At 72.8% G+C, this 24,746-nt stretch carries 28 protein-coding genes and 3 pseudogenes; 8 read left to right on the top strand and 23 right to left on the bottom strand.

Going from position 1 to position 24,746, the window contains the following annotated elements; translation table 11 throughout:
• The 3 genes from ACFSL4_RS04135 to ACFSL4_RS04125 form a co-directional block, all read right to left on the bottom strand.
• A partial coding sequence (locus tag ACFSL4_RS04135) for an SAM-dependent methyltransferase (RefSeq protein WP_381078606.1) occupies positions 1–286 on the bottom strand: 286 nt, incomplete at its 3' end.
• 225 nt (positions 287–511) lie between these two features.
• Positions 512–766: a DUF397 domain-containing protein gene (locus tag ACFSL4_RS04130; RefSeq protein WP_381078603.1), complete on the bottom strand. Its 255-nt coding sequence runs from the start codon at positions 764–766 to the stop codon at positions 512–514.
• Positions 767–1,627 carry a helix-turn-helix domain-containing protein gene (locus tag ACFSL4_RS04125; protein ID WP_381078600.1) on the bottom strand — a complete coding sequence of 287 codons (861 nt, stop codon included), beginning with the start codon at positions 1,625–1,627 and terminating at the stop codon, positions 767–769.
• Between the two features lie 263 nt (positions 1,628–1,890).
• Between ACFSL4_RS04125 and ACFSL4_RS04120 the strand changes: the two genes are divergently transcribed.
• From ACFSL4_RS04120 to ACFSL4_RS04110, 3 genes and pseudogenes are all read left to right on the top strand, one after another.
• Positions 1,891–2,619, top strand: coding sequence for an ATP-binding protein (locus tag ACFSL4_RS04120; RefSeq protein ID WP_381078597.1), 729 nt, complete (start codon positions 1,891–1,893; stop codon positions 2,617–2,619).
• A complete protein-coding gene (locus ACFSL4_RS04115) occupies positions 2,610–3,068 on the top strand; it encodes a hypothetical protein (RefSeq protein ID WP_381078594.1) in 459 nt (152 codons plus the stop codon). The genes ACFSL4_RS04120 and ACFSL4_RS04115 overlap by 10 nt, the downstream gene beginning before the upstream one ends.
• Before the next feature lie 192 nt (positions 3,069–3,260).
• Positions 3,261–3,592 (top strand): annotated as a pseudogene (locus tag ACFSL4_RS04110) (ABC transporter ATP-binding protein); the annotation flags it as partial.
• Between the two features lie 24 nt (positions 3,593–3,616).
• On the opposite strand, the gene ACFSL4_RS04105 reads toward ACFSL4_RS04110, so the two are convergent.
• From ACFSL4_RS04105 to ACFSL4_RS04080, 6 genes are all read right to left on the bottom strand, one after another.
• Complete coding sequence (locus ACFSL4_RS04105) at positions 3,617–3,790, bottom strand: hypothetical protein (RefSeq protein ID WP_381078591.1); 174 nt, start codon at positions 3,788–3,790, stop codon at positions 3,617–3,619.
• Between the two features lie 212 nt (positions 3,791–4,002).
• Complete coding sequence (locus ACFSL4_RS04100; RefSeq protein WP_381078588.1) at positions 4,003–4,584, bottom strand: TetR/AcrR family transcriptional regulator; 582 nt, start codon at positions 4,582–4,584, stop codon at positions 4,003–4,005.
• A 31-nt stretch (positions 4,585–4,615) separates the two neighbouring features.
• On the bottom strand, positions 4,616–5,335 hold the full coding sequence (locus ACFSL4_RS04095; protein WP_381078585.1) for an ABC transporter ATP-binding protein: 720 nt from the start codon (positions 5,333–5,335) through the stop codon (positions 4,616–4,618).
• A complete protein-coding gene (locus ACFSL4_RS04090) occupies positions 5,332–6,456 on the bottom strand; it encodes an ABC transporter permease (RefSeq protein WP_381078582.1) in 1,125 nt (374 codons plus the stop codon). Before ACFSL4_RS04090 ends, ACFSL4_RS04095 begins: the two co-directional genes overlap by 4 nt.
• A 20-nt stretch (positions 6,457–6,476) precedes the next feature.
• Positions 6,477–6,788: an antibiotic biosynthesis monooxygenase family protein gene (locus ACFSL4_RS04085; protein ID WP_381078579.1), complete on the bottom strand. Its 312-nt coding sequence runs from the start codon at positions 6,786–6,788 to the stop codon at positions 6,477–6,479.
• Between the two features lie 120 nt (positions 6,789–6,908).
• Positions 6,909–8,282: an amidohydrolase gene (locus ACFSL4_RS04080; RefSeq protein ID WP_381078576.1), complete on the bottom strand. Its 1,374-nt coding sequence runs from the start codon at positions 8,280–8,282 to the stop codon at positions 6,909–6,911.
• 88 nt (positions 8,283–8,370) lie between these two features.
• Here ACFSL4_RS04080 and ACFSL4_RS04075 point away from each other — a divergent pair, with 88 nt between their 5' ends.
• Complete coding sequence (locus ACFSL4_RS04075; RefSeq protein WP_381078573.1) at positions 8,371–8,544, top strand: hypothetical protein; 174 nt, start codon at positions 8,371–8,373, stop codon at positions 8,542–8,544.
• A gap of 403 nt (positions 8,545–8,947) precedes the next feature.
• Here ACFSL4_RS04075 and ACFSL4_RS04070 read toward each other — a convergent pair whose 3' ends face one another.
• From ACFSL4_RS04070 to ACFSL4_RS04055, 4 genes are all read right to left on the bottom strand, one after another.
• Positions 8,948–9,679 carry a DUF7873 family protein gene (locus ACFSL4_RS04070; protein WP_381078570.1) on the bottom strand — a complete coding sequence of 244 codons (732 nt, stop codon included), beginning with the start codon at positions 9,677–9,679 and terminating at the stop codon, positions 8,948–8,950.
• Between the two features lie 40 nt (positions 9,680–9,719).
• On the bottom strand, positions 9,720–10,526 hold the full coding sequence (locus ACFSL4_RS04065) for a nucleotidyltransferase domain-containing protein (RefSeq protein ID WP_381078567.1): 807 nt from the start codon (positions 10,524–10,526) through the stop codon (positions 9,720–9,722).
• Positions 10,523–10,957, bottom strand: a complete 435-nt coding sequence (locus ACFSL4_RS04060; RefSeq protein WP_381078564.1) for a hypothetical protein — start codon at positions 10,955–10,957, stop codon at positions 10,523–10,525. Before ACFSL4_RS04060 ends, ACFSL4_RS04065 begins: the two co-directional genes overlap by 4 nt.
• A gap of 74 nt (positions 10,958–11,031) precedes the next feature.
• On the bottom strand, positions 11,032–11,733 hold the full coding sequence (locus tag ACFSL4_RS04055) for a uracil-DNA glycosylase (RefSeq protein ID WP_381078561.1): 702 nt from the start codon (positions 11,731–11,733) through the stop codon (positions 11,032–11,034).
• 100 nt (positions 11,734–11,833) lie between these two features.
• Between ACFSL4_RS04055 and ACFSL4_RS04050 the strand changes: the two genes are divergently transcribed.
• Positions 11,834–12,610, top strand: a complete 777-nt coding sequence (locus ACFSL4_RS04050; protein WP_381078558.1) for an RNA-binding S4 domain-containing protein — start codon at positions 11,834–11,836, stop codon at positions 12,608–12,610.
• A 69-nt stretch (positions 12,611–12,679) separates the two neighbouring features.
• On the opposite strand, the gene ACFSL4_RS04045 is transcribed toward ACFSL4_RS04050, so the two are convergent.
• From ACFSL4_RS04045 to ACFSL4_RS04035, 3 genes and pseudogenes are all read right to left on the bottom strand, one after another.
• Positions 12,680–13,126 (bottom strand): DoxX family protein, encoded by a 447-nt coding sequence (locus ACFSL4_RS04045; protein ID WP_381078555.1) that lies wholly within the window; start codon positions 13,124–13,126, stop codon positions 12,680–12,682.
• A gap of 142 nt (positions 13,127–13,268) precedes the next feature.
• The gene (locus tag ACFSL4_RS04040; RefSeq protein ID WP_381078552.1) at positions 13,269–13,949 is read right to left on the bottom strand and encodes a class I SAM-dependent methyltransferase; all 681 of its coding nucleotides are present in this window, start codon (positions 13,947–13,949) and stop codon (positions 13,269–13,271) included.
• Positions 13,950–14,053: 104 nt separating this feature from the next.
• Positions 14,054–15,039 (bottom strand): annotated as a pseudogene (locus ACFSL4_RS04035) (acyltransferase domain-containing protein).
• Between the two features lie 110 nt (positions 15,040–15,149).
• Between ACFSL4_RS04035 and ACFSL4_RS04030 the strand changes: the two are divergent.
• On the top strand, positions 15,150–15,419 hold the full coding sequence (locus ACFSL4_RS04030; RefSeq protein ID WP_381078549.1) for a DUF6343 family protein: 270 nt from the start codon (positions 15,150–15,152) through the stop codon (positions 15,417–15,419).
• A gap of 36 nt (positions 15,420–15,455) precedes the next feature.
• On the opposite strand, the gene ACFSL4_RS04025 is transcribed toward ACFSL4_RS04030, so the two are convergent.
• The 5 genes and pseudogenes from ACFSL4_RS04025 to rpsA form a co-directional block, all read right to left on the bottom strand.
• Positions 15,456–15,836 carry a tetratricopeptide repeat protein gene (locus ACFSL4_RS04025; RefSeq protein WP_381078546.1) on the bottom strand — a complete coding sequence of 127 codons (381 nt, stop codon included), beginning with the start codon at positions 15,834–15,836 and terminating at the stop codon, positions 15,456–15,458.
• Positions 15,837–15,886: 50 nt separating this feature from the next.
• On the bottom strand, positions 15,887–16,495 hold the full coding sequence (coaE, locus tag ACFSL4_RS04020) for a dephospho-CoA kinase (RefSeq protein WP_381078543.1): 609 nt from the start codon (positions 16,493–16,495) through the stop codon (positions 15,887–15,889).
• 79 nt (positions 16,496–16,574) lie between these two features.
• The gene (locus tag ACFSL4_RS04015; RefSeq protein WP_381078540.1) at positions 16,575–17,513 is read right to left on the bottom strand and encodes a PAC2 family protein; all 939 of its coding nucleotides are present in this window, start codon (positions 17,511–17,513) and stop codon (positions 16,575–16,577) included.
• Between the two features lie 266 nt (positions 17,514–17,779).
• Positions 17,780–18,019, bottom strand: a pseudogene (locus tag ACFSL4_RS04010) (NAD(P)-binding protein); the annotation flags it as partial.
• Between the two features lie 132 nt (positions 18,020–18,151).
• The gene (rpsA, locus tag ACFSL4_RS04005) at positions 18,152–19,642 is read right to left on the bottom strand and encodes a 30S ribosomal protein S1 (protein WP_381078537.1); all 1,491 of its coding nucleotides are present in this window, start codon (positions 19,640–19,642) and stop codon (positions 18,152–18,154) included.
• Between the two features lie 351 nt (positions 19,643–19,993).
• Here rpsA and ACFSL4_RS04000 point away from each other — a divergent pair, with 351 nt between their 5' ends.
• Both ACFSL4_RS04000 and hrpB read left to right on the top strand, forming a co-directional pair.
• A complete protein-coding gene (locus ACFSL4_RS04000; RefSeq protein ID WP_381078534.1) occupies positions 19,994–20,857 on the top strand; it encodes a class I SAM-dependent methyltransferase in 864 nt (287 codons plus the stop codon).
• A 70-nt stretch (positions 20,858–20,927) separates the two neighbouring features.
• Entirely contained in the window at positions 20,928–23,435 is a 2,508-nt protein-coding gene (hrpB, locus tag ACFSL4_RS03995; RefSeq protein WP_381078531.1) for an ATP-dependent helicase HrpB, read from the top strand.
• On the opposite strand, the gene pgfA is transcribed toward hrpB, so the two are convergent.
• Positions 23,425–24,417 (bottom strand): cell envelope lipid trafficking protein PgfA, encoded by a 993-nt coding sequence (pgfA, locus tag ACFSL4_RS03990; protein WP_381078528.1) that lies wholly within the window; start codon positions 24,415–24,417, stop codon positions 23,425–23,427. The two genes, hrpB and pgfA, sit on opposite strands and share 11 nt — an antisense overlap.
• Before the next feature lie 70 nt (positions 24,418–24,487).
• Positions 24,488–24,622, bottom strand: a complete 135-nt coding sequence (locus ACFSL4_RS03985) for an SPW_0924 family protein (RefSeq protein ID WP_381078525.1) — start codon at positions 24,620–24,622, stop codon at positions 24,488–24,490.
• Between the last annotated feature and the right edge of the window lie 124 nt (positions 24,623–24,746).

Raw genomic sequence — 24,746 nt, 5'->3', positions numbered from 1 at the left:
GCGCGGTACGTACGCCGCCGACGGCGCGATTCGTACGCCGCCGACGGCGCGGTACGGCTCCCGGCGAACGCGATACGGCTCCCGACGGCGCCGTACACCCCCAGAGCGCCGTGGAACATCCGGCGCACGCGCAGGCGTCCCACGGCGCAGGGTCCCGGTTGAGGTCCAGGACCTGCTTGGCGCCCTCCATGACGGCGACGGCGGCCGGATCGCGCACGTCGGACCGCAGAGACGCGGTCACCCCTGTGGGCGTGCCGCGCAGCAGCGCCTCCGCGTGGGCAGCCACGACGGGAGCCGTTGTCGCGGTGGACGACGCGAGCGCCGTCGAGGTACCCGTGCAGGCGGGCCGGGTAGGACTTGCCGATGCCGATGGCCACGGCGTCCCGGGCGGGTTCCTGCCCGGCCATGAGGAACTCCGTGCCCTGTGGGGGAAGAGGAATCAGTGCTCAAGTGAATGCCAAGTTAGGGCGTGTGGATATCAACGTGCGTGCGGGGCACGCGAACACGGGAGTCAGGAGAGCAGGAAGTCCGCCTCCCCGGCCTTGGCCCCTTCGATGAACGCGGTCATCTCGGCGGAGGTGTAGATCAGCGCGGGCCCGTCCGGGTCGGTGGACTGGCGGACGGCTATCCGGCCGTCGGCGAGCTTCATCGCCTCCAGGCAGTTGCCGCCGTTGCCTCCGCTCCACGGCTTGTGCCAGCCGTCGCTGCCCAGTTCGCGGGCGGGCATGCCGTTGTAGACGCGCCTGCGCGGCGTGATGCGTTCCATTCACAGCTCCTTGCGGAGATCCCCGAGGATCTCCTTCGTGCGTTGTGCCGTAGCGGCCTGGGCCGCCATGCGGTCCATGACCTCGAGGTGGGTCCCCACCTCGGCGCGCGCGTCCAGGTAGACGGCACCGGTCAGGTACTCGCTGTAGACCATGTCCGGCAGTTCTGACATGGCAAATCGGAACAGTACGAAGGGCCCGTAGGTGCCGGGGTGCGGGCCCGAGGAGAACTCGAGCACCTGCAGCGTCACATGGGGCAGCTTCGTGATCTCCAGCAGCCTGTCGACCTGGACGCGCATGACCTCCGGGCCGACGACCGGACGGCGCAGCGCGGTCTCGTCCATCACGGCCCAGATGTGGGGAGCGTCGTCACGCGTGAGCAGCTCCTGGCGCTGCATGCGCAACGCCACGTGGCGTTCGATGTCCTCGGGGTTCACCTGCCCGATGGCGCCCGACCTCAGGACACCCCGGGCATACTCCTCGGTCTGCATGATGCCGGGCACGAAGTGGGGCTCGTACTGGCGGATGAGCCTGGCCGCGCCCTCCAGGCTGACGTACATCGAGAACCAGCCCGGCAGGATGTCGTGGAACCGCTGCCACCAGCCCGGTTTGTTGGCCTCCTCGGCCAGCCGGACGAATGCGTCGGCCTCCTCGTCGCTCACCCCGTACGCCTTGAGCAGCAGTTGCAGATACGGGATCTTGAGACCGACCTCCGCGGTCTCCATGCGGCGGACGGTGGCGGGGGCGACACGCAGGATGGCCGCGGCCTCCTCCCGCTTGAGGCCCGCGCGCTCGCGCAGGTCCAACAGGCGTCGCCCCAGGACCACCTGACCCACCGTCGGCGCCGATCGCGGCTCGCTCATCTCACACCTCCTCCCGTCCTCCGGTGTTCCGGCGCCCCGCACGACACCGCGCCCGGCCCTCTTCGCGCCGCCTCCGCGCCCGGGTTCGCCCGCGATCCACAAGGCCCTTGGGCGGGCGCGGGGCCTCACAGCCTGTACTTGAAACCTTAACTGCCGTCGTCCGGCGCATTGTTGCGAGCAGTGTGCCACGGCCCTTCACTGCGTCACACCGCACTCTGCAATTTTCAGAGTGGCCCTTGCCAAGTGTCCACGCCGGGGAGATAGTGGCAGGCGTGATTCCGTCCGCGCCGTTAGGAACAGACGCCGCCGCGAACCGGTTCGGGCCGGTCCGCGCCCCAGGGTTGCGCCCCGGCGCGGCCGCCGAGCGTCGGTTCCGCTTCGAACTGGCCGCGCACCCGGGCTCCGTCGCACGGGCCCGCCGGCTGACGCGTGCCCGGCTCTCCGGCTGGGAGGTGTGCGAAGACACGTGCGACACGGCCGCCTTGGTGGTGTCCGAACTGGTCACCAACGCAATCGTGCACACCGCCGGGGAGTTCGTGGTCTGCGAACTGCACGACGAAGACGACCTGGTGCGCATAGCCGTACGCGACGAGGGCTGCGCTCCGGGCGAGCCGCACCCCGCCCCGCAGCGCCCCGAGGAGGAGCACGGAAGGGGACTGCTTCTCGTCTCGGCCCTGTGCCGGGCCTGGGGGGCCCAGGAGGCGGGCCCCGGGCTCGTGGTCTGGGCCGAGCTGGCCCGGGAGGCCGAGCAGCCGGCGTCCGGCGAACGGCCTCGCGCCGCGCAGCCGTCCCGGGACCTGTCGTGTTCCGGCGACAGGTCCCGGGCGACCGAGGACACCGCCGCGCGGTCCGACCTCGGCTGGAGCGCGAAGAAGCCGCCGGCGGACGGAGGCGCCCGCTCCGACCTGGGCTGGAGCGCCAAGAAACCCCCGGCGGACAACCGGGGTTCCGGGGCCGAGGCGCCCCGCGGAACGGGGACCGCATGGGTATGAGGGGTACGCAGGCCACAGGACCCGGGACCGCGCAGGTCCTGACCCTGGACTCGCTGGTCCGCCTCCAGCGGGCACAGCGGACGTCCGCGACGGTGTCCAGGCGCCTCCCCCTGCCCGAGGACATGGCCGTTCCGCTCGGCTTCGACGCGGTGGCCGTGCCCGCCCGCTACGGCCCCCTGCTGCTGCCCCGGCTGCCGCGGGTGGGGTGCGTGTACGCCGACCCGGCCGACTGGTGGTGGATCGTGCCGTCGGACTCCGATGTCGCGCTGGAATGGCCGGCGCCCGCGCGGTACGCCGCGGGAGCGCTCGTGCCGCACGCGCCGGGCACCCCCGGGCTCATCCACCGGCCGGACGGCACCGTTCCCTACACCCCGCCCATCCCCCTCTATCTGGCGCTGTGCGGCATCACGGGCACGACGCCGGCGTGGTCGCGTCCGCTCAGCGCGTGACGGTATGGCCGTCCGGCCGCCGCGTATGAGGCGCGTGCGCCCACGGCCTCCCCCGGCCGAAGACCGCCGGTCGCACCGAAACTCCGTTGCCGGGGCGGGTGACGGGCTGTCTTCCGGGGGAGACCTCGTTCGTCCGCACTCGGGGAGGCCATGCGTGGCCAGCAAGTCCGGCGCGAAGAAGTCCGGCAAGAAGAATGGCAGCGGCTGGGTATCGCGCGGGCCGCCTACCGGCGCGGACAGATCCTGATCGTGGACGAGCCCACGGCGGCCCTCGACGCCCGGGCCGAGTTGGAGGTCTGCGAGAAGATCCGGGCGCTGGCGGACCCGGGCCAGACGGTGACCTCATCACGCACCGGCCGGCGTCGGTGCGCCACGCCGACCTGGTGCACCTCCTGGAGCAGGGGCGCCTCGTCGAGTCCGGCGCCCCGGACGACCTGCTCGCGTCGGGCGGCGGGTACGCGGAGCTGTACGCGCTGCAGGCGGAGCGGTTCGCGGCGAAGGTCCCCTCCTGCGAGGCCGGCTGAGGCCGGCTGAGCTGAGGGACGACGTCACTCGGCGGCGTCGGCTCCCCGGACGATCACCAGGAACGCGTCAGTCGCGAGGTCCATGACGACCTCCGCGGGCTGCCCCTCCAGGCGGCGCGCCTGCGCGTACTCCTCCGCCGGCCACGAGCCGCGCGGCCCGCCGGCGGGAAAGCGCGCCAGCACCGTTCGCCCGTTCACCCCTGTACCTCCTTGTGGCCTCGCTCCCGGTCAGTCGGCCGGGTCCGGATCGGCTCGTGGAGTCAAACGCCTTCTCCGGGGTGAACGGCTCGTGCCGTGACGGTACTGAGACGCATTCGACACCGCGTGTACGACTGCCGGACGGCCTGCCACGGTCGTGTGAAGGCCCTGAGACCCTCCTCCCGGGCGACCGCTCGGCGACGGGCGGGCCGTCAGCCGGAGGACCCGATGCCGTGGTGGATCAGATCGAGGGTGCGGCGGATGACGTCGGCCGGCCGGGCGCCCTGCTCGACGGCGCCCATGGCGGCCTGGAGGAGGCCGCCGATCAGCCGCGCGGTCAGCTCGGGGTCCACCCGGTCCCGCTCGGCGATCGCGGCCAGCAAGGGGGCGGCGTGCTGCTGGTGCAGTTCGTGGACCCGGTTGCGGCACTCGGGGGGCAGGTCGGCGTGCATCAGGGCGGTGGCCGGGCGGTGCATCCCCGACGCGGCGAGGTGCAGTTCGGCGGTGATGTAGGCGTCGATGCGCGCGAGGGGCCCCTCGACCCCGTCGAGGGCCTTGCCGACGGCGGCGTCCGCCTCGGTGAAGGAGTCCTCGACGATGGCGGCGATGAGCGCGGCGCCGGACGGGAAGTACTGGTAGAAGCTGGAACGGGCCAGGCCCGCCCGGGCGCCGACCGCCGCCGGTGTGACGCCGGCGGCGCCCTGTTCGACGAGGATGTCGACGGCGGCCCGGACCAGCGCGGCGCGTTGCTGGGCGCGGTGCTCGGCAACGGTGGCGGCGCTGATCTTGGGCATCGTGCGGCAGCTCCTCGCGGCTGGGAACGGTTCAGCTCAGACGGCCGTCGCGGAGGGTCAGGACCCGGTCGGCCGCATCCATTATCTCGGTGTCGTGGGTGACCATGACCGTCGCGGTGTTGTGGGCGCGGGTCTGCTCGGCGAGCAGGTCGACGACGTCCCTGGCGCGGGCACGGTCGAGGGCGGAGGTCGGCTCGTCGACGAGCAGGACGTCCGGAGCCGGCATCAGGGCGCGGGCCAGCCCCACGCGCTGGCGCTCGCCTCCGGAGAGCTGGTGCGGACGGTGGCTGGCGCGTTCGGCCATCCCCACCGCGGTCAGGAGTTCGTCCGCCCGCGCGCGGGCGGCCGCGCCGAGGCGCCCGCCCAGATGCGCCGGGAGCAGCAGCTGCTCGCGGGCGGTGAGCGAGGCGAGGAGGTTGGCGTGCTGGAAGACGTACCCGATGTGGCGGCGCCGGTGGGCGGTGCGCTGCTTCTCCTTGAGCGTGGTCAGGTCGGTTCCGGCGACGTGGACCCGGCCCCGGGTGGGGACCTGGAGTCCGCCGGTGACAGCCAGCAGGGTCGACTTGCCGGAGCCGGAGGGACCGACCACGGCCACGAACTCACCGGGCTGCACCTCCAGGGTCACCTCGTCGAGGGCGGTGACCTGCTGATCGCCGCTGCCCAGGAGCACGGTGACGTCGGCCAGTCGCAGCGCCGCGGTCCCGCCCGGGTCCGGGGCGGTGCTGAGGATGTCGGTTGCGGGCGTGTTCATCGGTGTGCTCCGAGCGCGGTCAGGGCTTCGACGCGGGTGATGCGGCGTACGGCGACGGCGGCGCCTGCGAGGCCGAGGACGATGAGCAGGGCGGCCGCGGCGGTGACCTGCGGGGCGCGCAGGGAGAACGGTGCGGAACCGCTCATGGCGCTGCCCAGGGCCACGCCCACCGCGGTCCCGGCGGCGGTCGCGGCCATGAGGACGACGGCGGCCTGGGTCAGCGCGTCGCGCAGGATGTACCCGGTGCCGGCCCCGATCGCCTTCAGCAGGGCGATCTCCTGACCTCGCTGGATGGTCCAGACCGTGAAGAACGAGCCCACGACCAGGGCGGAGATGGCGTAGAGGAAGCCGCGGATCAGTGTCATGGTGCTGGACTCGGCCGCATACCCGGGAGAGGCGTTGTAGGTGCCGGCCTTGTCCACCGTGTGGGTACCGAGCCGACGGTCGATCGCCTGGACGTCTGCGCCGGGGGCGAGTTGCAGCGCCACGGTGGTCGCCTGCTGGGTGGCCGCATTCGGAAGGGGGCCGGAGAGCCCGTAGTGGAGCCGCTGCCACAGGGGCAGGGGCGCGTAGACGACGCCGACGTGCCCGAAGGAGGCGTGGCCGACGGTGCCGACGACGGTCAGGGGGGTGCCCGCCTGCCCGGCGATCAGCCGGTCGCCGACCTTGACGCCTTCCTTGGCGATCTCCTGGCTGATGAGGATGCCGTCGGCGCGGGCGGTCAGCGGCTTGCCGGTCAGCGGCACGGGAGCCAGGAATCCGCCCGGTCGCACGCCGAAGACCGCGAGGTCCAGCTGCTTGGCGTCGTCCGGGGCGCCGGCCGTCCGGGCGTGGACGAGCTGGTTGCCGAAGGGCTCGGCCCGGGTGACTCCGTGCTGGGACGCCCATGTCTGCCAGGTGCGCGCGGTGACGGTGGAGCGGGAGAACAGTTCACCGGTGGCCGACTTGTCGAAGGCCATGTGCGTCACCGGGAGCGTGCGCAGCGCGGAGACTCCGGCGTCGGCCAGACCGCTGGCCAGACCCGAGAGGATCACGCCCAGCACCGCGATCAACGCGACCACGGCACCGACGAGGGCGAAACGACCGCGGGCGAACCGCAGGTCGCGCAGAGCGAGAAACATCGATCCACTCCGCCTTCGGCTCAGGCGCCGACGGCGGCGACGGTGTCGAAAGCCTCGACCACACCGGCCGCGCCCTGGCCGGCTCCGCCGGATGCCCCGCCGTGCGCAGCGCGGAAGGACTCCGACTCCCTCCAGGCCGTGAAGGCGTCCTCCGACGTGAACTCCATGACCGCGACATACGGGGCACCGGCCGTGCGCGGGCGCAGCAGCCGTGCGCCGACCAGGCCCACCACACCGTGCAGCGTCTGGTTCATGCTCTGCGTGAAACGCTCCTCGAACGCCGCCGCCCGTTCGGCCGGGACATCGATCCGGTTCATCACCGTGTACACCACGGGAAACCACCACCTCATGACTCACGCCCGCCGGCATCTTGCCGACGGTGGTGTCAGCATCATAGGCCGTTTTCCAGACACCCATGTCGGCAAGATGGTTCCGGCCGGGTGCTGGGGCGATCAGGTGTCGTACTCCTGGATCCGCGCGCCATGGCCGCGGTCGACGAGCGCGGGCAGCCGCCGCCCCAGCTCCCGTACGGTGGCCGGGACGTCGACGGTCAGCAGCTCGCGGTCGCGCATGAGGACGCGCCCGTCGACGACCGTGGTGCGGACGTCCGCCGCTCGGGCGCTGTGCACGAGGGTGGCGGCGAGGTCGTGGACGGGCTGGGTGTGCGGCCCGGTGAGGTCGACCAGCACGATGTCCGCGCGGCGTCCCGGGGCGATGCTGCCGATACGCTCACCGAGCCCGACGGCGCGGGCACTTTGCAGCGTGGCGTGGTGCAGGGCCTGACGCGAGGTCAGCCAGCGTGGGTCGCCCTCGGCGGACTTCTGTGCCAGGGAGGTCAGCGCCATGGACTCCCAGACGTCCAGCGAGTTGTTGGAGGCGGCGCCGTCCGTGGCGAGTCCCACCGGGACGCCGATGGCGCGCAGGGCCCGTACCGGGGTCGTGGTGGGCCAGGCGAACTTGAGGTAGCCGCGGGGCGCGGTCGCCACGGCAACGTTCCCGGCCGCCCGCTCCAGCACGGGCAGGTCCCGTTCGACGATGCCGGTGCCGTGCGCGATGAGCAGGTCCGTGTCGAGGAGTCCGGCGGCCTCCAGGACCTCGATCGGTGTACGTCCGTGCCGCGCCAGGCTGGTGTCGGTCTGCTCGCGGTTCTCGGCGGCGTGGATGTGCACGGCCAGGCCGTGCTCGCGGGCGAGCGCTGCGGTGGCGGCCAGGTCCGCGTCGTGCACGGTGTACGGGGCGTGCGGGGCAAGCGCGGTGGTGATGCGGCCCCCGGCGGCGCCCCGGTGACGCAGCGCGAACTCCAGCGACCTCTCACGCCCTTGCGTGCCCTGCGAGGAGAAGTACGCCTGGCCCAGGTGCGCGCGCAGTCCGCTGTCGGCCACGACGGCGGCGACGGCGTCCATGGAGAAGTAGTGGTCGGCGAAACAGGTGACGCCACCGCGGATCATCTCCGCGCAGGCGAGCCGGGCGCCCAGTTCCACGTCCCTGGCCGTGAGGTTGGCCTCGATGGGCCAGATGCGGTCGTTGAACCACTCCGCCACGGGCAGGTCCTCGGCGATCCCGCGCAGGGCGGCCATCGGGGAGTGTGTGTGGCAGTTGATCAGTCCGGGCAGCGCCACCTGGCCGCGTGCGTCGATGCGTTCGGCCGCGGGGCGGTCTTGGACGTCCCCGGCGGGCGTCACCGATTCCACGGTTCCGTCCCGGACGACGATCGCGGCGTCCTCCGCGAAGCCGATCCGCTCGTGGTCGTCGTGCACGAGGACGGTGCAGCCGGTGATGACGAGGTCGGCGGGGGCGGGCGGCCGGTCGTCCGGGGTCGGCGTCATGAACCTCACCGTACGGTGCCCGTCGGTGTCGTCGCCGTGTCATACGGCCGGCGGCGGGCCTGGGGCTGCCGCCGGCGCCGAGTCCGGTGTGCCCGCGCCGCTCTGCGAGTTCGCCGAGGAGTACGGCGAGCGGTTCGCGGTGGCGTGGCGGCCACCGCCCGCCACCGCCCGCTGTGTCCATGCTGTCTGTATGGCGGGCGCGAGCGGGGAGTTCGAAGGACGGCGCACGGCCGCGCTCTTCGGGCCGTGGCCCATGGCCTGACGAAAGCGGGCCCGAGGGCGTAGCCGGCCCCCGGGCCCTGTAATGCCGCCCATCTGGGCACGCCGGCACGCTTGAGGACCCAGGTCAGTTCTCATGTCGCCGCGTCCTGCCTTTGGACCACCGCGCATCGAGCTGCGCGGGCTGGACTTGAACCAGCAATTCGGCGTCCCGGGGCCTGGGCCCGGTCGATCCGGCGATCGGCGGCGAATGCTGAGTCTGGAGCGAGAGTCTGAGATTGATCGCGGTCTGCCTCTGCCGGATTGGGCTACCGCGGCAAGGTTCTGTGCCGCGGGGAGGACTCGAACCTCCACTCGAACCGCGCCGTCACGACAAGCTTCAGCTTCAGCTTGCGCTCCTCGCGCACCCCGGCCGTCGTAGCACGGTGGCCGGGGAGTTCCTGAGGCTACCCGAACAGGTAGCCGAACACGGCGTCCCCGACGCGCTGGTCGACGACGTCCGCGCCGTTCGCCTCCTCCCGGGCGAACTTGACGGCCTGCTGCAGCTTCTCCGCCCGGTCGAGCAGCTCGTTCACGCGCCGCGCGGGCAGTGCGCCGGAGAACTTCACCGTCGTCCAGTATCCGACGGGCACGTCCTCGTAGTACACCTCGACCTGGGCGGGGTGCTTGTCGGTGGCCTCGGCCTTGACGTGGTTGCGGGGCACCTTCTTCGTGCGCACGGTCCGTACCGGCTCCGTCTTCCAGGAGTCGGTGGACGGGTCCTGCACCCAGGACTCGGAGGCGTCGAGGACCGGCAGCTTGCGGACGAACGTGGTGAGGTCGACGAGCTGCTTCTCCAGGAAGAGCAGATACGCCACCGGGACGTCGGCGATCAGCACGCGCCCGTCGACCGTCACATCCGCCGTGGCGGAGCAGTTGGCCCAGTCCTTCGTGGCGGTCACGTCGAACAGCCGCGTCAGGGTCGCCGCGGTCTGCCGCAGCACGTCCTCGGCCTTGACCTGAACCCGCGTGGACTCGGGCGGCAGCTGCTCGCCCTCTTCATCCTTCGGCTGGTACGTACGCGAGATTCCGGCCAGCAACGCGGGCTTCTGGAGCCCGTGATGAGCGGCCGTCAGGTCCTGATGGGACTTGGACTTGATGCCCTTCTCGACCGCGATGATCTGATTGAGTTTCGCCACGCCGGGACCGTAGCAGCGGGACGGCCGGGGTTTCGAAGGATTATCGGCCGCCCGTCTCCCTCACCAAGGCGAGCACGCTCTCGAAGAGGTCCTCCCCCGACGCCAGGGCCCGTGCGAGCGTGTCCGGATCGGCGCTCAGCTCCGACACCAGCGCGTCCGTCTGCCGCAGCCCGGCCCGCTCCAGCAGCCTCTTCTCGTTCGTCACCCAGTGCCCGCGTGCCGCCAGCACCGCGTGCCCGGCCTGCACGGCCGCCGTGGCGAGCGCGCCGGCGACCTCGGTGAGGCGGGACTTCGGGGCGTGGTTGGCCTTCGCGTACGCGAGCGTGGCACGGGCCGTTCCCCGCCAGTGTTCGGCCGCGGAGGCGCGCAGCTTCCGCGGGTACGCCTCCGGGCGCGGGAGCGTGCCCCGCAGTGCGCGGTTGACCGCCAGCTCGGCGACGAGCAGATAGCTGGGGATGCCGGCGAGATGGAAGAGCAGCGGCTCCACGTGGAAGCGGCCCTCCCCGGCCTCCGCCAGCTCCCGCTCCACGACATCGAGATCGCGGTAGTGGACGTCCACTCGGCGGCCCTCGACGGTCAGCCAGGCCCCGCCGTTGAACACCCCGCCGCCCCAGCCGCCGATCTCGGAGACCTCGCCGGGCCAGCCGACGGCCCGGAGGTCGGCGGGGTCGAAGTCCGGCCCCCGGTAGTAGACGGCGAGGTCCCAGTCGCTGTCCGGGCGGTGGGTGCCTTCCGCCCGGGAGCCGCCGAGCGCGACGGCCCTGACCCCGGGGAGGGCCGCGAGACGGTCAGCCACCTCGCCGAGGAACGTCTCGTCGTTCATCTCGTCGTTCATCTCGTCCTTCATCGTGATCCGCGGTCGTTCCCGATGGTCAGATCAGCCACCGTGTGCGCCTGGACGACCGTGCCGTGCTGCTCCCCGCCACTGATGATGCTGTGCACGGTCCCTCCGGCCCCGGTGTCCCTTCCGGGCGCCAACTCGTCCAGCAGCGAGCGGAGTTCGGCGACCGCCTGCGGATCGTTGCGCAGGGTGCGGCGCAGCCGGCTGCGCCACTCGTCCTGGACGGAGGACGCGGTCCCGGCGTCACCCGCCTCCCTCGCGGCGACCAGAACGCTGCGGGAACGCTCCAACTCCCCCCGGACGGCCTCCTCCTCATCGCCGCGCCGACGGGCGAGGAAGGCGGCGACCCGGTCCCGGACCTGCGCCCGTCCGTCGGTCACCAGCTGTGTCACCAGCGCCGTCGCGCCGGCCACCGCGAGTTCCGTCAGTTCGTCCACCGTCCCCCCTTCGTCACGGCCGCGACCACCCCACCGTAGCCCGCCGGCGCCGGCGTGTCGGCCGGGATTCCGGACTACGGCGCAACCGGCAGCGCCGCCGCCCCGGCCGCCCTGCGCAGCACGTCCCGCAGCATCGCGGGGGTGAGCCGTCCCGTGAAGGTGTTGCGCTGGCTGACGTGGAAGCAGCCGAACAACTCCAGCCCGTCCAGCGTCACCCGGGCCCCGTGCCCGAAGGCGGGACGCGGCCGGGGCACCGTCCAGCCCGCCTCGGCGAGCGCGGTCAGCGCGGACTGCCAGCCGAACGCGCCCAGCGCGACCACCGACCGCAGGCAGGGCCGCAGCAGCCGCAGCTCCTGTACGAGCCACGGCCTGCAGGTGTCCCGCTCCTGAGGGGTCGGCTTGTTGGCGGGCGGGGCGCAGTGCACGGGCGAGGTGACGCGCACCCTGTGCAGTTCGAGGCCGTCGCCCGGGGCCACCGAGGTGGGCCGCGATGCCAGTCCCACGGCGTGCAGGGCCGCGTACAGCACGTCACCGGACCGGTCCCCGGTGAACATCCGCCCGGTCCGGTTGCCGCCGTGGGCCGCGGGCGCCAGACCGATGACGAGCAGCCCGGCGTCCGGCGGCCCGAAGCCCGGCACCGGCCGGCCCCAGTAGGTCTGGTCGGCGAACGCGGCGCGCTTGGTACGGGCCACCTCCTCGCGCCACGCGACCAGGCGCGGGCAGGCCCGGCATCCGGTGATCCGCTCCTCCAGCACGGCGAGGCTGCTGCTGTCCATGGCCCCACCGTAGGGCCCGACGACGGGGTGCGCGGGCCTCGGTGGGGTCGCGCGCAAAACGGGTCCGAGCCGGCCGGCTCAGGGGGCTAAGGTCGGATGCATGGCTGCTGAAGGTGCGGACGACGAGAAGACGGCCGGGGCCGGCGGGACCGGGGCGGCCGCGACGGACCGGGGAGCCGGGGCGCGCCGGGCTCGCGAGGCGGACCGCAGGGAGGCCGGCGCGGGTGAGGAGGAGCGGGCGAGCGACGCGCATGGTGCGGCCCGCGCGCAGGCCGGCGACCTGCGGAGCGGCGGGTCTGCGTCCGGGGACACCGGGACCACCGGGATGAAGGCCGGGGACGCGAAGATCGCGGCCGCGGCGGCCGGTCCGTCGAACGGCGAGAGCGTGCGCGTCGACAGCTGGATCTGGTCCGTGCGGCTCGTGAAGACGCGCTCGATCGGTGCCGCCGCCTGCCGGGGCGGGCATGTGCGGGTGAACGGCGAGCGTGTGAAGCCCGCGTACTCCGTGCGGGTCGGGGACGAGGTACGGCTGCGGCACGAGGGCCGGGAGCGGGTCGTCGTGGTGACGCGGCTGATCCGCAAGCGGGTGGGGGCTCCCGTGGCCGTCCAGTGCTACGTCGACAACAGCCCGCCCCCGCCGCCCCGCGAGGCCGTGGCCCCGGCCGGAGTCCGTGATCGCGGTATGGGCCGCCCCACCAAGCGGGACCGCCGCGAGATGGAGCGTCTCCGCGGTCTGGGGGCGGCACCGGGCAGCCCGTCCGCCGGCTTGGGCCACGGCGCCCCGGGCCGGCCGGGGGGCCAGAGCCGAACGGGAGGGCAGGGTCGCCCGGGAGGCCGGGGCCGGTCCAACGGCCGGAACGGCCCCGGCGGGCTCTGACCCGGAGGCGGCGGCTCCCCGGGGCGGGAGACGGGGCACCGGAGCGCCGTGGCGCATGCCGGTGCCCGGCTATGCCCTGCCGCGTCCGAGGCGTACCAGGTCCGCGGTGCGGTGCCGTCGGGCCCACCCGATCACGGCCAGCGGCACGATGAGGATCAGCGGGGTCGCCGCGTTCCGACCGTCGAAGGCGGTGAGCTGGACGATGAACGCGCCCACCATCAGCGCGGACAGCGCCGCCGCCGCGACCGACGACAGCAGCGGGATCACCAGCGCGATCGCACCGGCCAGTTCGAGCGCGCCGATGGTGTACATCCCCGCGCTCCCCCAGCCGATCTTGTCGAAGGACTCGGCGGCGGACGGGTGCGCGATCAGCTTGGGCAGTGCGCTGGCGACGCCGTAGAAGAGCGCGAGACCGATCTGCAGGGCACGCAGCGAGATCTCGGCACGCCGGCCACGGCTGTGGCCGTGGCGCACCGACGGGGCGGCAGGGGTGCTGTGCGGGGTGGTCTCGGACATGGGGTTCTCCTGTGGGAAGCAGGTCCTCGGTGCTGTGCTGTCACAGAGGCAGACCGGCTCACACGCCTCGACTCATCGCTCCGCGCCGATCTACTCCGCCCCGAGGCCCGTGCCCACTGCCCCACTGCCCCCGCCGGCGCCTCTACGTCCGCAGCACCGCCCTCACCCAGATCCGGTCCTCCGTGAGGTACCGGTCCACGGCGAGCCCGGCCTCCGCGAGCGCCTCCTCGAACTCTTCCCTGCTCAGCGGCCTCGACAGGAACGTCTGAGTCCAGGTCGCGTCCGGGAACTCGTACTCGGCGCGCACCAGGTCGACCCCGTCCCCCACCGGCCGCGCGGACACGATCCGTACCGTGAGGCCGCTCGGGTCGACGCGCTCACGCGGTACGTTCGTGTGGTACTCCTCTCCCTCGCGCTGGATCAGCACGCATCCGTCGTCCGCCACGTGCCGGGCGCACGCCCGCAGCAGGCCCCGTCGCACCCCGGTGTCCCCCGCGTGCACGAGGAACGACGCGAGCATCACCACGTCGAACGTCTCGCCGAGGTCGAGGGCCTCGATCGGGCTGCATATCGTGCGTGCCCCCCGCACGCGCTCCAGCATCTCCCGCGACTCGTCCACCGCCGTGACCGTGAATCCGCGCTCCAGCAGCGGATGGGTCATGCGTCCCACCCCGCTGCCCAGCTCCAGAATGTGCGCGCCGGCGGGCACGGCCGCGGCGATGATGTCCGGCTCGGCCCCGGCCGGCAGCCGCGCGTACAGCTCGACCGCGCAGCCGTCGGGTGTGATGGGGCCGGGCCCCGTCCCCTCGTATCCCTCTCGCATGTTCGGGCTCATGTCCGTCCAACGGACCGCCCGCAGCGCTCCGTTCCCCCCTCGCGCTCACCCGACAGAGTGAAACGTGCGGTGTCCCAGGGCCCCCGGGACCGTCACAGCGCGAACCAGCCCTGCCCTCCGTACCAGTGCCCGCCGGCGCGCAGATGGCCCCCACGGCCCGCTCGACACCGCTCCGCCGGGGCAGCTCCGCCACCGCGAGCTCCGGGTCGCCGAAGACGAAGCCGACGGGCACCCCGTCGTCGGGAACGGTTTCCACGGAGGTGACTTCGAAGCGGTCCTGGAAGCGGATGATGTTGGAGTCGGCCGGCAGGTACCGCCTCAGCTGGGGATCCAGCAGCCAGGAGTGGCAGACGGCGATCTCGTGCTGCTCGTCGGGAAAGTGACGGGCGAAGAACTCCCGGGCCAGCGCCAGGGACCGCTCGCAGGAAAACGGCGAGAGAGGGCCCCGGAAGTCGGGGATGTGCACGCTCAGACAGGGGTCCCCCGGTCCCGGCCCGAGACCTGCGGCGGCGACCGCCCGACCGGTGCGCCGCCCCAGCCGAGCGCGCTGGAACTGCAGCCGCCCCAGCTGGAACAGCTCCCCGTGGAAGGGCAGCGCGATCCACCAGGGGAACAGCAGTCCCGGGGTGCCGCACCGCCGTCGGTGCACCGCGACATGCCGTCCGAGGTCGGCGAGCGTGCGCCGGGACACCTCGTCGGGGACTCCGCGCTGCCGGTGGTAGGCGCGTACGTACGGGAGCGCCGCGATGAAGAGGTACACGTGGAAGAGCCGCCCGGGCTCCCCCGCCGACTCCGGGAGGGGCGGCGGCTCCCGGCTCCTCCCGATCTCCCCCATGTCCCGTACGAAGCGGCTGAGGCAGCGTGACAGCAGCGTCATCGTGTCCGTGTCCCGCCCGAACCGGGCGCGCAGCGCGACGAGCGCGTTGATGTCCTCGTGGGGCACGGACAGGTCGAGCAGGACGTCGGGCAGCTCGTCCGCGTCGGGCAGGACGGCCTCCACGCCCGCCTCCCCGTCGTTCTCCAGGTCCCGCAGCCAGTCGGCGAGTCTCGCGTCCGCCCGCAGCGCCTCCAGCAGCACCCTCGCCTCCCCCGTGGATCCGGCCACCGCCTGTGCGCGGTGTGCGGATCGCGTCGTCGTGTCGTGGTGAACCTGCACCCGGAAGAGTACGTTTGCCCGTAAGAGCGGTGATGGCGATGCGTACCGGCAGTGAACCGACGACGGCGCGCAGTGCCCTGCGAGCGCGCATGTGGCTGAGCGTCTGGGGGCTGGTCTGGGCGACGTTCGGCACGGTCGCGTTCTCGCTCGTCGGACGGCCCGGCTGGGCCGCCGCGTGCGGTGTGCTGTGGCTGATCGTCACCATGGACATGACCGTGATCGTGCGCCACCTCCGCCAGGGCCCCCACTGGCAGCCGGGCCGCGACATCCCGCCGTACCTGCCACCGGATCGCCGCCCCTAGGCAGCGGCCGCGAGCGCCGCGGTCCCGCGTGCGGGGCTACGCGTCGAAGCGGGCCGCCTTCAGGTACTGCGGATTCGGGTCGAGCGCTGCGGCCAGCCTGAAGTGCCGTCTGGCCTGCTCCGGACGCGCCTGGCGCTCGTAGGTACGGGCCAGCGCGAAGTGCGCGAAGGCGTTGTCCGGCTCGCGCTCCAGCACGATGCTGAACTCCAGCTCGGCGGGCCGCAGTTGCGCCGCGGCGAAGAAGGCACGCGCGCGCAGCAGGCGCGCGGCCGTGTTCTCGGGATGGGCGGCTATCACGCCGTCGAGCAGCTTCACCGCACCGCGCGGGTCCCGCGCGGCGAGCAGCTGCTCCGCGGCACGGAAGTCGATGACATGCGTCTCCGGAGTACGTCCGGCCGAATCGCTGGTCTCGGGCACGGCAGAGTCCTTCCCTTGCTGCGGGGATTCAACGCCCCCGGCGGCCACCCCTATTCCTGCGACCCGTGGGCTCTTCGCACGAGATCCGCCCATACGTCCCTGACGCGCCGTTCCAACTGCGCCAGGGGCACGTCGTTGTCGATGACGATGTCCGCGATCTCCAGGCGCTTTTCGCGCGTCGCCTGGGCGGCCATGCGCGCGCGTGCGTCCTGCTCCGTCATGCCGCGCAGGCGGACGAGCCGGTCGAGCTGGGTGACCGGGCTCGCGTCGACGACGACCACGACGTCGTAGAGGGGGGCGAGCCCGTTCTCGGTCAGAAGGGGGACGTCGTGGACGACCACCGCGTCCTCGGCCGCGGCGGATTCGAGTTCGCGGGAGCGGGCACCCACCAGGGGGTGCACGATCGCGTTCAGGGCGGCGAGCTTCTCGGGGTCGGAGAAGACGAGGGAGCCCAGCTTGGGACGGTCGAGGCTGCCGTCCGGCGCGAGGACGTCCTCCCCGAAGGCCGCGACGACCGCCGCGAGCCCGGCGGTACCGGGCTCGACGACCTCGCGCGCGATGCGGTCCGCGTCGATCAGCACGGCTCCGCACTCCACGAGCAGCCGTGACACCTCGCTCTTGCCGGCACCGATACCGCCGGTCAGGCCCACCTTCAGCATGACGGGAAGCCTACGGCCTGCCACCGGCACAGCGGCAGGCCGTTCGAGCGCCCGGCCCGTGTGCCCGGCCACGGGTCGTTCAGCCGTCGCCCTCCCGTTCGGCCAGGAAGCGCTCGAATTCCCGCCCGATCTCGTCCGCGGACGGAATCTCGACGGGCTCCGCGAGCATGTTGCCGCGCGTCTCGGCGCCGGCGGCGGCGTCGTACTGGTGCTCCAGGCCCTGCACGAGCGCCACAAGGTCCTCGTCGCCCTCCCGGATCTGCCGCTCGATCTCCGTCTGCGTGCGGTGCGCCCGCGTGCGCAGCGCGTGCGCGACGCCCGGCAGCACAAGTCCCGTGGCGGCCGTGATGGCCTCCAGGACCGTCAGCGCGGCGTCCGGGTACGCGGAGCGGGCGATGTAGTGCGGGACGTGCGCGGCGACGCCCAGGACGTCGTGTCCGGCCTGCATGAGCCGGTACTCGACCAGGGCCTCGGCGCTGCCGGGAACCTGTGCCTCCTCGAAGGGGCTGCGGTGCCCGGGAACGAGGTCGGTGCGGTTGCCGTGCGGGGTGAGGCCCACCGGGCGGGTGTGCGGCACGCCCATGGGGATGCCGTGGAAGTTCACGGACAGGCGGACGCCGAGCCGCTCCACGATCTGCCGGACGGCCGCGGCGAAGCGTTCCCACTCCACGTCCGGCTCGGGTCCGGACAGCAGCAGGAAGGGCGCTCCCGTGGCGTCCTGGACCAGGCGCACGTCGAGGCCGGGGTCCTCGTAGTCGGTCCAGCGGTCGTGCCGGAAGGTGAGCAGCGGGCGGCGGGCGCGGTAGTCCACGAGCCGGTCGTGGTCGAAGCGGGCCACGACCTGCTGGGGAAGCGCGTCGAGGACCCGCTCCACGATCTGGTCACCGGTCTCGCCGGCGTCGATGTACCCGTCGAAGTGGTAGAGCATGACCAGGCCCGCCGACTCCTGGGCGAGCGCCGTGTCGACCACGGCGAGGCCCTTCGGCTCCCATGCGTACAAACCCTGCGGATCAAGCACTGTGACCGCTCCTCCTCGTGTCCGTACTGCTCAACAGGCCCCAGAGCGCGGGCATTCCCGCCCGCGCCCGTCGCTCCGGCCCGATGCCTCCCACGGCCCTGCCGGGACGTGCCCCATGGCTTCACGACGCCGGCACGCACGCGTGGAGCGCGGTCACCGCCTTGCCGGCGGGGGGAACGCGCTGTGCCGCCAGGCATCGGGGTGGCTGAGCCGGTCGCCGGGCGCCCAGACCCGTCGGTGGTCGAATGGCCGCCGCGGACGGTGGAGTTGCGGCCGCCGGTACGGTCCCCGGCCTCCAAAGCCGTGCAGTCGTAGCCCGCCTTGCCGAGTTCGTACACGCAGACGAGTCCGGCGACGCCGCCCCTGATGACGACGGCCTTCGCGGCTAAACGGCCGCTGAGGCTCCCCTTTCGATCTTGAGTGACCGGGGAAGCCTGCCAACCGCCTGTTACACGCCGCCCGCTGTTCGCATGTCCCCCGTGTTTCCCTCCCCGCGCACAGGGCACGGGAGGCCGCCTCGATGCCCCGTCGGCGGGCACCGCGGGTCCCGGGAACACGGCTGCGGGCCCGCACCCCGAAGGGTACGGGCCCGCAGTCACCGGCTCACTCGGCGGCTGTGAGTCTCCCGGCGGGGGACCTCAGCTCTGGCCGCCGGCCAGCTTCTCGCGCAGGGCCGCCAGGGCCTCGTCCGAGGCGAGGGCACCGGAGTTGTCGCCGCCCTCGGAGGAGTACGAACCGCCGGACGCGGCCGGAGCGGCGGCCTCGCCACCCTCGGCGGCGGCAGCGGCGTCCGCCTCGCGGGACTTGATGACCTGCTGCTGGTGCTGCTCGAAGCGGGACTGCGCCTCGGCGTACTGGTGCTCCCACTCCTCGCGCTGCTTCTCGTAGCCCGGCAGCCAGTCGTTGGTCTCCGGGTCGAAGCCCTCGGGGTAGATGTAGTTGCCCTGGTCGTCGTAGGACGCGGCCATGCCGTACAGGGTCGGGTCGAACTCGACCGCGGCCGGGTCGGCACCGAAGGACTCGTTGGCCTGCTTCAGGGACAGCGAGATCCGGCGACGCTCCAGGTCGATGTCGATGACCTTGACGAAGATCTCGTCGTTGACCTGGACGACCTGCTCCGGGATCTCCACGTGGCGCTCGGCCAGCTCGGAGATGTGGACCAGACCCTCGATGCCCTCGTCCACGCGGACGAACGCACCGAACGGAACCAGCTTGGTGACCTTGCCCGGCACGACCTGACCGATCTGGTGGGTGCGCGCGAACTGCTGCCACGGGTCTTCCTGGGTCGCCTTCAGCGACAGGGAGACACGCTCGCGGTCCATGTCGACGTCGAGGACCTCGACGGTGACCTCCTGGCCGACCTCGACGACCTCGGACGGGTGGTCGATGTGCTTCCAGGACAGCTCGGAGACGTGGACCAGACCGTCGACGCCACCCAGGTCCACGAAGGCACCGAAGTTGACGATCGAGGAGACCACACCGGAGCGGACCTGGCCCTTCTGCAGGGTCGTGAGGAACGTCTGGCGGACCTCGGACTGGGTCTGCTCCAGCCAGGCACGGCGGGACAGGACCACGTTGTTGCGGTTCTTGTCCAGCTCGATGATCTTGGCCTCGAGCTCCTTGCCGACGTACGGCTGGAGGTCGCGGACGCGGCGCATCTCGACGAGGGAGGCCGGAAGGAAGCCACGGAGGCCGATGTCGAGGATGAGACCACCCTTGACGACCTCGATGACGGTACCGGTGACGATGCCGTCCTCTTCCTTGATCTTCTCGATGGTGCCCCAGGCACGCTCGTACTGGGCGCGCTTCTTCGAGAGGATCAGGCGGCCTTCCTTGTCCTCCTTCTGGAGGACAAGGGCCTCGATCTCGTCGCCGACGGCCACGACCTCGTTCGGGTCGACGTCGTGCTTGATCGAGAGCTCGCGGCTCGGGATGACACCTTCGGTCTTGTAACCGATGTCGAGCAGGACCTCGTCCCGGTCGACCTTCACGATGACGCCGTCGACGATGTCGCCGTCGTTGAAGTACTTGATCGTCTCGTCGATCGCTGCGAGGAAGGCTTCCTCGTTACCGATGTCGTTGACCGCTACCTGCGGGGTGGTGGCGGTGGTCTCGGTGCTGCTCGTCATGTGGGAAAGGGCTCCGGTACGGACATTGAAGTCGTAGGCACTGCTTACGCCGGGAGCCCGTTTCGCTCTGCAGAAGCCGGACAGCCTAGGAAGCGCCACTTTGGGACACCGGGTGCCCGGTGGCGCCTCGACAACCGAGGGGACATACAACAGATGCGAGCGCAGCCTGCTACGTCTGAGGTGCGCAGGCCCGCAGCGCAACTTGTAGCATACGGGGGCAGCCGGACAGGGTCAATGCGCGAAGAGGCACAGCCGGGGCGGATCGCCGCATTCCCGGCACAAAACCCCGCGCAGCACCACCCGTTCACCGGACAACCGCACGCGGCCGCACGGGTGCTGGGACACCTTTCCGTGACACCGCCGAGACGGGTCGGACGGAAGATTACGACGAGGGAGCCGATCATCCAAGAGCCCGAACAGTTCGAACCGGAAGCCACCCGGCGTCCGGCCGGAGTCACGGAGAGTTCCCGGGCCAGCCGGGGCTGGTGGGACCGGAACGCGGACGAGTACCAGACCGAGCACGGCACGTTCCTCGGGGACGACCGCTTCGTCTGGGGCCCCGAGGGCCTCGACGAGGTCGAGGCCGAGTTGCTCGGCCCACCGGAGGAGCTCAAGGGCAAGGACGTGCTGGAGATCGGCGCCGGAGCGGCGCAGTGCTCGCGCTGGCTGGCCGGCCGGGGGGCGCGTCCGGTGGCCCTGGACCTCTCCCACCGCCAGCTCCAGCACGCGCTCCGCATCGGCGGGGCCCGCTTCCCCCTGGTCCAGGCCGACGCGGGCGCCCTGCCCTTCCGGGACGCCTCCTTCGACCTGGCGTGTTCCGCGTACGGGGCACTGCCGTTCGTCGCGGACCCGGTCCTGGTGCTGCGGGAGGTGCACCGGGTGCTGCGGCCCGGCGGCCGCTTCGTGTTCTCGGTGACGCACCCCATCAGGTGGGCGTTCCCGGACGAGCCGGGGCCCGAGGGACTGACGGTGGCCGCCTCGTACTTCGACCGCACGCCCTACGTCGAGCAGGACGAGCGGGGCCGTGCCGTCTACGTCGAACACCACCGGACGCTCGGCGACCGGGTCCGGGACGTCGTGGCGTCGGGTTTCCGGCTCGTGGACCTGGTCGAGCCGGAGTGGCCGGCCTGGAACACCTCGGAGTGGGGCGGCTGGTCGCCGCTGCGCGGCGGGCTGATCCCGGGCACGGCGATCTTCGTGTGTGAGCGGGGCTGAGACGGCCGCCGTCGCGAGCGGGACCGGGACGGCGGGCCGGCCGCCGAGGGGCGACTGGAACACTGGTGCGGTGATCCGCCACGACGAGCTCGGCCGCCTTCCCGTCCGCTCCGCCGTGCCCGCCCTGCGGAGCGCGCTGGACGAGCACGGTGCCGCGGTGCTGTGCGCGCCGCCCGGTAGCGGCAAGACCACGCTCGTGCCGCTGGTCCTCGCCGGGCTCGTCGGCGGCGGCCCCGCACGGCGTGTGGTCGTGGCCGAGCCGCGCCGGATCGCCGCGCGGGCCGCGGCGCGCCGCATGGCGTGGCTGCTCGGGCAGACGCCGGGCGGCAGCGTCGGGTACGCCGTGCGCGGCGAGCGGGTGACCGGGCCGCACGCGCGCGTGGAGGTCGTCACGACGGGTGTGCTGCTGCAGCGGCTGCAGCGGGACCAGGAGCTGGCGGGCGTCGACGTGGTGATGCTCGACGAGTGCCACGAGCGGCACCTGGACGCCGACACGGTCGCGGCCTTCCTGCTCGACGTGCGGGACACCCTGCGCCCGGAGCTGCGGCTGGTGGCGGCCTCCGCGACGACGGACGCCGAGGGCTGGGCGCGGTTGCTGGGCGGGGCACCGGTCGTGGAGGCGGACGGCGTCTCGCACCCCGTCGAGGTGGTGTGGGCGCCGCCCGCCCGTCCCCTGCGGCCGCCGCACGGGTTGCGGGTGGACCCGGCGCTGCCGGCGCATGTGGCGGCGGTGGTGCGGCGGGCTCTCGCCGAGTGCGCGGGGGACGTGCTGTGCTTCCTGCCCGGGGTCGGGGAGATCGCGCGTGTGGCGGGGCGGCTCGGGGACCTGGGCGATGTCGAGGTGCTCCAGGTGCACGGGCGGGCGTCGGCGGCCGTGCAGGACGCGGTGCTGTCCCCCGGCGCCGGGCGGCGTGTGGTGCTGTCGACGGCCGTCGCCGAGTCGTCGCTGACCGTGCCCGGGGTACGGGTGGTCGTCGACTCCGGGCTGGCGCGGGAGCCGCGGGTGGATCACGCGCGGGGGCTGAGCGCCCTGACGACGGTGCGGGCCTCGCAGGCGACGGGACGGCAGCGTGCGGGCCGTGCCGGGCGTGAGGCGCCGGGCCGGGTGTACCGCTGCTGGTCCGAGGCGGAGGACACGCGGCTGTCCCGCTTCCCGGCGCCGGAGATCCGGCTGGCCGATCTGACGGCGTTCGCGCTGCAGGCGGCGTGCTGGGGCGACCCGGACGCATCCGGGCTGGCGCTTCTGGACGCGCCGCCCGGTGGGGCGATGGCGGCGGCACGGTCGGTGCTGGCGGCGATCGGCGCCGTGGACCCGGCGGGCCGTGCCACCGGACGTGGCGCGCGGATGGCCCGGCTCGGTCTGCATCCACGGCTGGCCCGGGCACTGCTGGACGCGGCCCCCGAGATCGGCGCGGAGCGCGCCGCGGAGGTGGTCGCCCTGCTCAGCGAGGAGCCGCCGCGGGAGTACGGGGACGATCTGGCGGCGGCGTGGCGAGCGGCCCGGCGCGGAGGCGACGCGTACGCGGCCCGCTGGCGGCAGGAGGTGCGCCGGCTGCGGGCGGCGGGCGGCCTGTCCCGCGACGCGGACGGGGCCGGGCAGGGTCCGGACGACCAGGTCGCGGGGCTCGTCGCCGCCCTGGCCTTCCCCGAGCGGCTCGCGCGGGCCGATGGCGGTTCGTACCTCATGGTGAACGGCACCCGCGCCGAGCCGGGGGCCGGGTCGGGTCTGCGCGGTGCGCCCTGGCTCGCCGTCGCCGTCGCCGACCGGCCCGTGGGAGCGGGGCACGCGCGCGTGCGGCTCGCCGCCGCGGTGGACGAGGACGTGGCGCGCCGGGCCGCCGCGGCGCTGCGCTCCGAGGCGGACGAGGTCCGCTGGAACGGAGGGGACGTCGTGGCGCGGGGCGTGGAACTGCTCGGGGCCGTCGAGCTGACGGTGCGGCCGCTGCGGGAGCCCGCACCCGCGGCCGTACGGCAGGCCCTGCTCGACGGGCTGCGGGAGGAGGGGTTGGGGCTGCTGCGGTGGTCCCCGGAGGCCCGGGTGCTGCGGCAGCGGCTCGCCTTCCTCCGGATGCGCCTCGGTGAGCCGTGGCCGGACGTCTCCGACGACGCGCTGCACGCGCGCGTGGACGCCTGGCTGGAGCCCGAGCTGAGCCGCGCCCGGCGGCGCGCCGATCTGGCGCGCATCGACGCCGAAGACGCCCTCACCCGGCTGCTTCCCTGGGCCGGCGGGGATGCGGCCCGCCTCGACGAGCTCGCGCCCGAGCGGATCACCGTGCCGAGCGGGTCCAGGATCCGGATCGACTATGCCGATCCCGAGCGGCCCGTCCTCGCCGTCAAGCTGCAGGAGATGTTCGGGCTCCAGGAGTCTCCCCGCGTCGCCGGGGTGCCCGTCCTGGTGCATCTGCTCTCCCCCGCCGGGCGGCCGGCCGCCGTCACGGCCGATCTCGCCTCCTTCTGGCGGGACGGCTACCGGGCCGTGCGGGCCGAGCTGCGCGGCCGCTATCCCAGGCACCCCTGGCCCGAGGACCCGGCCGGCGCGGAGCCGACCCGGCACACCAACGCGCGCCTCAGGCGGTGACCGGCTCCGGCTCCGCGGCCTCGGCGGGTGCCGGATCTCCGGGGCGGCGGCCGCGCGCCTCCAGCCAGAGGGACAGGCACAGCAGGCAGGCGCCCAGCACGAGGAAGCCCCACGGCAGGTAGGACGTCAGCATGAGGATCAGCAGGCGGTTGTGCTTGACGAGCGCGACCGTCGACCGGATGTAGTCCTCGCGCATCTTCACGTGCCCGGCGAACGCCGTGACCCGGTCGCGGCCTCCCAGGAGCGTGCCGCCGCGCAGCTCCTCCTTGTGGATCTCCTCGCCGTAGACGGGTGCGCCGGTCACGGGTTCGACCCAGAACCTGCGGACCGTGGTGTACCAGCGGGTCGTGCCCGTCTTCGCGACCGACTCGGGGGTGATGCCCTGGACGGGCATCGTCTTGGGGAAGGAGACCTTGGTCCAGGGGATGGTCTGCTCGAAGTAGTAGACCTTCAGGCCGCGGAAGGTCCGGGTGCCCCGGTAGTGGATGGGGGCCGTGGTGCGCGTCTGCGCGTCGAAGTACTCGTAGTCCCTCTTCTGCGTCAGGAAGGGCCACTTGAACTCGATGCCGTCGCGGCGGACCGGGTCACCGTCGACCATCTCGCCGGTGGCGTGGACGGGTTCCTGGCTGTGCGCGTCGAAGATGTAGCGCTCGGGGATGCGGGAGACCATCTTGCCGTCCGGCCCCTGGACGTAGGACAGGCCGTCCCAGACGACGACGTCCCGGCCGGCCGTCTTCTCGGTCTTCTCCGACGCCTCCACGTCGCCCTTGAGGGTCTGCACGATGGTGACCTTGGGGACCGTGCGGGCCTTCATGGTGCCGTAGTCGAGCAGGGTGGCGTTCCTCGCCTCCAGGACCACGGCCTGGTACTGGTTCGCGGGGATCTTGGCCAGGCGCGGGAAGGCGTACCAGCGCAGCAGCGGGGACAGTGCCGTGAAGAACACGGCGAAGGCGAGCAGGACCAGACCGGCCTTGCGGCGCATCTCGGCTTCCTCCCTGTGCGTGCGGTGCGGGTTCCCGGGCCCGTGCGTCATGTCGCCCGGGCCCGGTGCGTCACGGATGACTGGGGACCGTCGTCAGCAGCGGTTTCGGGGAGGTCGCGCCGGACGGTGAGCCCATGGCCGTCATGGTGAACACCATGGCGAGCGCCACCGCGAGACCGATCGCGGCTGCGACGAGGGCGCGCATACGGGCCTCCCCGGGCCGGAGCCAATGCATCTGATACGTCGTCAGGTCCGGCACCGTAGCAACGGGCGCGCGAGATGAGAACACGTCGCACGCACAGTCCCGCACACGACGGCGGCGCCCCTCC

The organism is Streptomyces caeni, assembly GCF_042678285.1.
GTDB lineage: Bacteria > Actinomycetota > Actinomycetes > Streptomycetales > Streptomycetaceae > Streptomyces > Streptomyces caeni.
The sequence above is the reverse complement of the archived record's forward strand: the minus strand, read 5'-3'. Positions and strand labels throughout refer to the sequence as shown.